The sequence below is a fragment of the uncultured Anaerococcus sp. genome (assembly GCF_937934665.1).
Classification (GTDB): domain Bacteria; phylum Bacillota; class Clostridia; order Tissierellales; family Peptoniphilaceae; genus Anaerococcus.
The window spans coordinates 1-2,608 of the sequence record NZ_CALGYW010000038.1 but is presented as its reverse complement, the minus strand read 5'-3'; the positions used below and the strand labels follow the sequence as shown (position 1 = coordinate 2,608).

General features: G+C 33.1%; 2 protein-coding genes and 1 pseudogene. All 3 read right to left on the bottom strand.

All coding sequences use genetic code 11. From position 1 onward, the window contains the following. Positions 1-393: 393 nt before the first annotated feature. Positions 394-792, bottom strand: a complete 399-nt coding sequence (locus Q0410_RS01560) for an alpha-glucosidase C-terminal domain-containing protein (RefSeq protein ID WP_299032175.1) — start codon at positions 790-792, stop codon at positions 394-396. A gap of 195 nt (positions 793-987) precedes the next feature. Then, positions 988-2,027, bottom strand: a pseudogene (locus Q0410_RS01555) (alpha-amylase family glycosyl hydrolase); the annotation flags it as partial. After that, positions 2,027-2,608, bottom strand: a 582-nt coding sequence (locus tag Q0410_RS01550; RefSeq protein WP_299032172.1) for a PTS glucose transporter subunit IIA, incomplete at its 5' end; no start/stop codon positions are given. The pseudogene Q0410_RS01555 and the gene Q0410_RS01550, both read right to left, overlap by 1 nt.

The following is a 2,608-nucleotide window of genomic DNA, read 5'->3' as shown; positions in this document are numbered from 1 at the left end:
TTGTTGCGACTCTTATATAATACCACGTAAGTTTTATCTTGTCAAATATTTTTTGAAGTTTTTCTTAAATATTTGAACTTTTTCGATAAATGCCTCAAGCAGCATTAATATAAGTATACGATAAAGATTTTGTTTTGTCAAATATTTTTCTCAAATATTTTTCCCGGTCCGTGAGGACCTCTCTTTAACGTGCCTTATTATAATACTAGGTATTTTTACCCTTGTCAACTATTTTGTTATATTTTATTAAAGTTTTTTAATTATCGTTTATTCCCTTCTATACATATGGAGTATTTATACCAGGTTTTTTTCTATTTATTTATCATTAAATCTTCTTTTTATCTCAACTAAAAAACACCAGCCCTAAAAAATAGGTTGATGTTTTTTAAATTATTAGTTATTTTTATATAGCACAAAAGCATCATAAGGTCTTAGGTTTATATCTTTATCTGATAGATCTTCCTCGTAGCTTGATAATAAAACTTTATAGTCTTTTCCATTTTCTAGTTTAAAACTTGTTTTATCACTTCTTAGGTTATTTACTACCAAAATTTCTTCATTTTTATATTTTCTCTTAAAGGGATAGACATTCCTACTATCTTTTGCTACCCTTTCATAGGTCCCATGACTTATGACCTTGTATCTTTTTCTAATTTCAATTAGTTGCTGATAATAGTGGAAAATCGAATTAGGATCTTTTAGATTATCCTCTACATTTATATACTCGTTGTTTGGATTTACTCTTATCCAGGCTGTAGCTTTACTAAAGCCTCCGTCTTTTGTCCACTGCATAGGGCTTCTAGCATTATCTCTCGACTTAGCTTGGATAATCTTCCTTATTTTATCTTCTTCTATTCCCTTATTTTTCATTATTTGATAATAATTTATAGTTTCGACATCCATATAATCATCTATATCTGTAAAATAGTTATTTGTCATCCCTATTTCTTCTCCTTGATAGATGTAAGGAGTGCCTTCTTGGGTATAAATTATAGTTGCTAGCATTTTGGCAGATTCTTTTAGGTAATTTTTATCATCGCCAAACCTTGATACTGACCTTGGTTGGTCATGGCAGTTTAAGAATAAGGCATTCCAACCATTGCCCTTTTCCATACCTTTTTGCCAATCTTCGAGGATGTCTTTAAAGCTTCAAAATCAACAGGCTCGTCAGACCATTTTTCCCCATCTTTGTAGTCTACCTTGAGGTGGTGGAAATTAAACGCCATATCCAAGGCATGGTTTTCTGGTTTTGTATATTTTATACACTCGTCTATGCTAGTTGATGACATTTCTCCGACTGTGAGGACATCATCGTATTTACCAAAGGATTTTTCATTTAATTCTTGTAAATATTCTAAAACTTTCTTGCCGTCGGTATAAAACCTTCTCCCATCGCCCTCAAAATCATCTTCAAATTCATCTTTACTTATAAGGTTTATCACATCAAACCTAAATCCTCTTATACCTTTTTCTAGCCAAAAGTTTAAGACTTTGATTAATTCTTTCCTTACATTTGGATTTTCCCAATTTAGATTTGCTTGGCTCTTGTCAAACAAATGAAGATAGTATTAATCTATATCATCGATATATTCCCATGCAGGTCCTCCAAACTTTGATTCCCAATTTGTTGGTATCTTACCTTCATTTTTCTTAAAGAAATAAAAATCTTTATAGTACTCATCACCTGCTAGGGCTTTTTTGAACCATTCGTGTTCGGTCGATGTATGGTTAAAGACCATGTCTAGCATTAGATAGATATTTCTGTCTTTTGCTTTTTCTATTAATTCTTCCAAATCTTCCATAGTTCCATAGGCTGAGTCGATTTCGTAATAATTTTTTACGTCATAGCCATTATCGTTTTGAGGGGACTTAAAGAATGGTGTTATCCATAGAAAGTCAACCCCAAGCTCTGCTAGGTAGTCAAGTTTTTCTATGATTCCCCTAGGGTCTCCTGTACCTGTTGCCTTTGTATCCTTAAAAGATTTAGGATGAATTTGATAAATTACCTTATCTTTACAATCTTTCATTAACCCTCCACTTCTATAATTTTTTCGTTTTCTTTAACAGTTTCTTTGTTTAACAGCTTAACCTTTTCACCTGATGTAAATATTACCGGTGATACTAAAGATTTTCCTTGATTTTTTACATAATCTAGGTCTACCTTGCATAAAAGGTCGCCTTTTTTGACTCTTTGATTAGCTTCTACAAAGCTTTCAAAGCCTTTGCCATCAAGCTCTACAGTATCCATGCCGATGTGGATTAATATTTCTTCTCCACTATCAGCTCTTAGGCCAAAAGCGTGTTTGGATGGGTAGGTCATTGCAACAATACCATCTACAGGAGAAACAACGTCGCTTTCTGTAAGCTCTATTGCAAAGCCATCACCCATTAGCCTGTCAGAAAATACCTTGTCTTCAACATCTGATAAGTCTAAAACCCTACCTGTCATTGGAGCTACAAAGTCAAGGCCTCCCTCTACTGCAAGTTCGCCATCAATTTCGTTTTCTGGATTTTCTTCTCTATATATATCTTTTCTGTATAAATCTTCTGGGGCAAGTCTTTTCTTACCAAACATAACTGTTAATACAAATGGTACAACAATTGCTAT

What these genes read in the sequence shown, in the direction of transcription:
- Q0410_RS01560 (WP_299032175.1), bottom strand. Translation starts at nt 792, where the DNA reads ATGCAGTGGACAAAAGACGGAGGCTTTAGTAAAGCTACAGCCTGGATA.